Consider the following 5163-nt stretch of genomic DNA (forward strand, 5'->3'; position numbering starts at 1 on the left):
GACGAGGAAGCAAGGGCTGGCCGAGGAGGCGGAAAAAGTAAGAGGAGCGAGGATGGGGCGGAAACAAGGATGGTTACGATTTAAAAAGGAGCCCTGGGGCTCCTTAAGAAAAATGATCGTGCTGTTTTTAGAGACCTTGAGTCTCTTCTGGATCGTAGAGACCTTTGAGGAAATCATATAGAGCACCTACGGAATATTGTTCAAGCGTGAGAGACTCATTCCTTAAAATCCAATTAATTTGAATAATCAAAGAGTCAATATCTTTATAGAGTTCTGGGTGCTTGCCTCTGATAAGATAGAGTGACTGCTGACAGCCAGCAAGAATCTCACGATATTTTGTCAATTCCTCCCTACTCTTATTCATAGCGGCCAGATACTGCTCAAACACATGTGGCCTAATACTGATGTAGAAATCCACAAACTTACTAGACGCAAGCGCCATAAAATCCTGATAGACCGATCGCTCGTCCTTCAATAACTGAACAAAAAAGTCGGCGACATTATCAAGATCGTTGAGTGTGAACTGAGAAATCTCCTTATCGTGAAGTTCCTCAATGACCGATGACTCGTTGATGATATTAAAAACATCATAATCCTCAGTGAGATCAAAAAACTGATACTCGAGAGTGCAATATTCCAGCTTATCATCATTCGCCTGATCAAAAGATATTAAACTTTTGATGTTTGCAAACAGATTGTAGATACAGCTGATGGTTACTTCCCTTTCGGTTGCACTGGCGTCGATAATCTTAATGATCGTGACAACAACTTCAGTGAGTTCGTTTGACAAAATATGGTCATCGTATTCAATTAACATATTTTCCCCCTTTTCTTAAGACGAGATTATAATCTCAAATTTAGCACGGTTTTAAATTACTTTACCGGGCTGGTAACGAGCATATTATAACATTAATTTATGATTTTTCAAATTGGGATTTTTCGGGGAGGATCTCCGCAAAGGCCTGTTCAAGGGCTGTTTTGGTCTTGGTTGGATTCTTTACTTCACCATCATTAATGCAGAGAATATGATATTTTTGTTGTTTAATATATTGCACAATTTTTTGGTTATTTCGTTCGTCGCTGCTTAACATAGTGTGATAAGAAAAGCGTGGAGATCGGGGGACAAAGTTTCCTTCCAGGAGCTGCGTGTAGAAAAATATCAAATGTGAGATATCTTGACTTGAGCGGAATCGATGAACCGAAGTCTCAGCGAGAATGTCACCTGAACTTTTCCAGGTTTTTTGGAAGGTAGATTTTAGATAAGAGGTTGCGCAGTGTGGATCATAGATCAAGGAAAATTCTTTCCATGGAGAAAGAAGAAGATTTCTAAAATTAAACATACCATATTTGAGATGATAGGCTTTAGAAAAATGCTGGCGATAAAAATCAGATTTGCGATATTTTTGATTTATTAAAGCCATGTTATTCATTTGGATATATGGGAATATATCACGTGACGGATTATTTATCAGAATATTTTCGGCAAAGAAGGCGCGAGGCAGATAAGTTTCTGCTGAGTTTTTAAGGTGGTTTTGGCTTTTAGTTGATTTTTTGGAGCCAGCTTTTACAAAAAAATCAGTTGGCTTTGTGGTCTTTAACAGATAGAAGTCATCATTAAAATAAACAAAATACTCCGAGAGTCCAGGGATTAGATGGAGATGATTTTCAATGGTATGAGAATTAAAAGTAGGGAGAAATTCACGCGGAATAAAATCCTCGTGACGAATAATTTTAAGCTTGGAATGATTGAGATTGAGCCAAGATGGCATATGGCCATAGGTGACAAAGAAGATTTGATTAACCCATGGGGCGAATTTTTCGACACAACCAAAACAAAACCGAAGAAAATCAAAATCATTGCGAAAACGGAGATCGGAGGAGTCAGTTTTTTGAGCTTCTGAAAAATCTGTCTCTTGAAGAGTTCGCATTTTCTCAGCCAACCATATTGGATCAGTGCCGTCGACCCAGGTAATGACGAAATCTATTTTTGGCTGAGACATCTTATTCTCCCTATTTGGTATTATTTGAAGAGCCAGAATCTGCTTTCTTCAATGCGGCGTCGATCATTTCATGAACAGTCTTTTTGAAAGTGGATTCATTGACAGAGATGGTCGGAAGTTTTTCGCCGTTAATAATAATCGTTGGAGTCTCCGTAATATTCACAAGTTTAGCGACCGCCATATCGGATTTAACCTTCTTTTTGACGGCCTCGCTATTCATATCGGAGAGGAACTGGTCTGCGTTGCCCTGACCTTTCGAGGCTTCTTCAAAATAAGATTTGAACTTAGCGTCACGCTTCCCCGCCTCTAGATCTTCCCATTCGGACTGATTCTTGAAGAGAATAGTAGCGTAGGCTTGCCAGTAACCCTGAAGAGCAGCAGCATTGGCAGCATGGGCGGCTGCAGTACCATTTTTATGATAGCTGAGAATAAAGCTACGAAAAATTAGACCAACCTTACCTTTATATTCTTCAACAATTTCAGAAAGATATGGAAAAGTAGTGGCACAGCCTGGGCACTGATAGTCCGCATACTCCACGATGAGTACTTTAGCGTCCTTATTCCCCTCATAGTTATCGCCAAGATTGCCGTTGCGCTCGTCTTTCTCAATATATTTTGAACGATCAAGAGAGGCGATCCACTGATCATACTGCTGGTTCTGATTATAAGAATAAATACAGAGAGCCAAAAAACCGATGATCAATGCGCCAAAAGCAATAATTGGTAATTTCTTCATAAACCTCCTAAGCAAAATCTATCGCTTAATTCAATAAATTTTTGTATAATATAGATATTAGCATATTTTAGCGTGTTTGTGGGCAGTGCGACGAAAAACGGAGGTAATAAATGGACGATATGAGTGCGGACCAAAGTGCGGATTTAAACCAATCTTCGGGGATTTTTAATGAGCAGAAAAAAGGGTTTTTTGCTCAGATAGGCGAGAAGTTTGGTGGACTCTTTCGGGGGATAGCTAGGACTTTAGGCAAGATCGCTGTTGAGAAAAAAATATCTGATGATGAAAGTTTTGATGGCGGTAGGGCTGATGCTGACAACGGTAATTTTGAGTCTACCTCTAAGCATGAAAATATTAATGAGTCAGCAAACTCGGTCGATTCTTCTTTTGTGGGACCAATGAACCGAAATATTTTCACCGATAAGGACGCAGCGGCGAATCTAGTGCGACGCGAGACAGAGATGAGCGAAATTGAAGGAGTAAGCGAATCTGACGCGGATAATAATACTGACCGAAGTATTAATATTAATAACCAAAATATTTCTTCTGAAAATCTTCCTGAAATCTTCTACCCGGAAACGACAGAGGATTTAGTGTGGCTGATTAATAAATTGCCTGAAGAAGTAATCTCGAAGCAGCAAAGAAGAACGATGGCGGCGGCGATGACTTTTGATAGCAAGCTGGTGAAGGAAGTAATGACACCAAAGAACGAGGTGATCATTATTCACGAAAATGACTTCATGGGACCTTTAACTTTATCTCGACTTTACCAATCTGGTTTGTCACACTTCCCTGTGGTGGGGGCAAGAGGTGAGATCGTAGGCTTGATTCATACTAAGACACTATTTAGTCTGAGTGTTAAAGAAACTGATCGAGCTTCGGCATTTCTCGATAAGAATGTCTATTTTATGAGCGAGAATTACACCTTAAAAGAGGCTCTTCTTGCGTTTATTCGCACGAGTTGCTACTTCTTTATCGTGGTGGATGACCATGGAAAAGTAACGGGATTGATGAGTTTTGATAAGTTAATAGAGATGATTGTGGGAGATTTGCCGGAAACGGATTTTGATATGGATCAAGATCTGATGTCGGTAGTGAAGTATGCAAGGACTTTGAAAGAACCGAAATAGATTCGGGGGGGCAAAGCTTCTAGTTTTTTATTAAAGTCTAAAAGCTGCCCAACCTACTTATAAAAAGGAGAAATTAAATGAGCTTTAAAACAATTCACAAAACAAGACGGGCAATCACGGCGCTGATTTTGAGTGGTGCGGTGATCCTGACGATTATTGCAAATCCAAATGCCTGGCAGAAAAAAGCCGAATCAAGCGCGAAAGAAGTAACGAGTGCTGGTTCGGTAGAAAAGGGCGTTATCGACAGCGGCGAGCAGCGAGCCGAAGGAGTACCACTTGCAACGAAGCTACTAACTAAGCTTGAAGTAAAGGGGCGGGCGCCGAAAACTGGTTATAAGCGAACAGAATTTTATAATGGCTGGCCTGATATTGAGGGCTGCAATTTGAGACAACGAATTTTGAAACGAGATTTTGGCGAAACAGCAAAGGTCGATGAAAAATGCAATGTGGTGGCTGGAAAATTTTATGAGCCTTATACTGGCGAGGAGATGGAGTTTCATTCAAGACAAGAGATTTCAAAACAGGTGCAGATAGACCATGTGGTGGCGTTGTCGGATGCTTGGCAAAAAGGAGCACAGTATAAATCTGCCGAGGAGAGACTGAAGATTGCAACAGACCCCTTAAATCTCATCGCAGTACAGGCGGCCGCGAATCAGCAAAAATCAGATGGAGACGCGGCGACATGGCTGCCAAAGAATAAAAGTTTTCGTTGCCAATATGTGGCGAGACAGATTTCAGTCAAATATAAATACTCACTCTGGGTAACTGAGGCGGAGAAAGATGCGATGTCGCAAATTCTTGCTGGCTGTCCTGAGCAAAGAACGTATTAAACTTAAGCCCGCGACTTCAGCTTTTCCATAGATTGCACACTTCAAGACTACAATGTATGAACGTCGTAATCATCCATATCTTCATACTGATATGAAGCCTGAATGCCCTTCATATGAACCTCGCGGTCCTCAATTTGGTCGGTAAGATTGTGACGGAGTAATTCCTGAATTTCAAGTTGATTCACTGGGGAGCGTTCCATTTCGGAAAGATATTCAGATTTGTCGACCTTGGACCAGTCGATACATTTTTTGAGAGATTTTTTGAGAATTTGGTCTAGCCAAATGCGCGTCGCGCGACCATTCCCCTCGCGGAATGGATGAGCAATATTCATCTCAACATATTTTGTAATAATTTCTTCAAAAGTTGTTTCTGGAAGAGTGTCGATGGTTTTTAGGTTTTGCTCGAGAAAGAAAACTGGAGTAAAGCGCATATTTCCTTTTGTAATATTTACAGAGCGAATTTGCCCTGC

General features: G+C 40.7%; 6 protein-coding genes. 2 read left to right on the plus strand and 4 right to left on the minus strand.

Annotation, left to right across the window (positions count from 1 at the left end):
• Positions 1-127: 127 nt before the first annotated feature.
• From G3KMM_RS02475 to G3KMM_RS02485, 3 genes are all read right to left on the minus strand, one after another.
• On the minus strand, positions 128-817 hold the full coding sequence (locus tag G3KMM_RS02475; protein WP_129605132.1) for a hypothetical protein: 690 nt from the start codon (positions 815-817) through the stop codon (positions 128-130).
• Between the two features lie 97 nt (positions 818-914).
• Positions 915-2000 (minus strand): stealth family protein, encoded by a 1086-nt coding sequence (locus G3KMM_RS02480; protein WP_129605138.1) that lies wholly within the window; start codon positions 1998-2000, stop codon positions 915-917.
• Positions 2001-2010: 10 nt separating this feature from the next.
• The gene (locus G3KMM_RS02485; protein ID WP_129605142.1) at positions 2011-2736 is read right to left on the minus strand and encodes a DsbA family protein; all 726 of its coding nucleotides are present in this window, start codon (positions 2734-2736) and stop codon (positions 2011-2013) included.
• A gap of 119 nt (positions 2737-2855) precedes the next feature.
• Here G3KMM_RS02485 and G3KMM_RS02490 point away from each other — a divergent pair, with 119 nt between their 5' ends.
• Positions 2856-3863 (plus strand): CBS domain-containing protein, encoded by a 1008-nt coding sequence (locus G3KMM_RS02490; RefSeq protein WP_164998488.1) that lies wholly within the window; start codon positions 2856-2858, stop codon positions 3861-3863.
• A gap of 77 nt (positions 3864-3940) precedes the next feature.
• Positions 3941-4693 (plus strand): HNH endonuclease family protein, encoded by a 753-nt coding sequence (locus tag G3KMM_RS02495; RefSeq protein ID WP_129605152.1) that lies wholly within the window; start codon positions 3941-3943, stop codon positions 4691-4693.
• A gap of 47 nt (positions 4694-4740) precedes the next feature.
• On the opposite strand, the gene G3KMM_RS02500 is transcribed toward G3KMM_RS02495, so the two are convergent.
• On the minus strand, positions 4741-5163 hold a 423-nt coding region (locus tag G3KMM_RS02500; RefSeq protein ID WP_241569025.1), incomplete at its 5' end, for a Fic/DOC family protein.

Source organism: Candidatus Nanosyncoccus nanoralicus (assembly GCF_004138405.1).
GTDB lineage: Bacteria > Patescibacteriota > Saccharimonadia > Saccharimonadales > Saccharimonadaceae > Nanosyncoccus > Nanosyncoccus nanoralicus.

Bases quoted from the DNA above. Each gene is read 5' to 3' on its own strand.
- G3KMM_RS02475 (WP_129605132.1), bottom strand. From the start codon at position 817: ATGTTAATTGAATACGATGACCATATTTTGTCAAACGAACTCACTGAA.
- G3KMM_RS02480 (WP_129605138.1), bottom strand. From the start codon at position 2,000: ATGTCTCAGCCAAAAATAGATTTCGTCATTACCTGGGTCGACGGCACT.
- G3KMM_RS02495 (WP_129605152.1), top strand. From the start codon at position 3,941: ATGAGCTTTAAAACAATTCACAAAACAAGACGGGCAATCACGGCGCTG.
- G3KMM_RS02485 (WP_129605142.1), bottom strand. From the start codon at position 2,736: ATGAAGAAATTACCAATTATTGCTTTTGGCGCATTGATCATCGGTTTT.
- G3KMM_RS02490 (WP_164998488.1), top strand. From the start codon at position 2,856: ATGAGTGCGGACCAAAGTGCGGATTTAAACCAATCTTCGGGGATTTTT.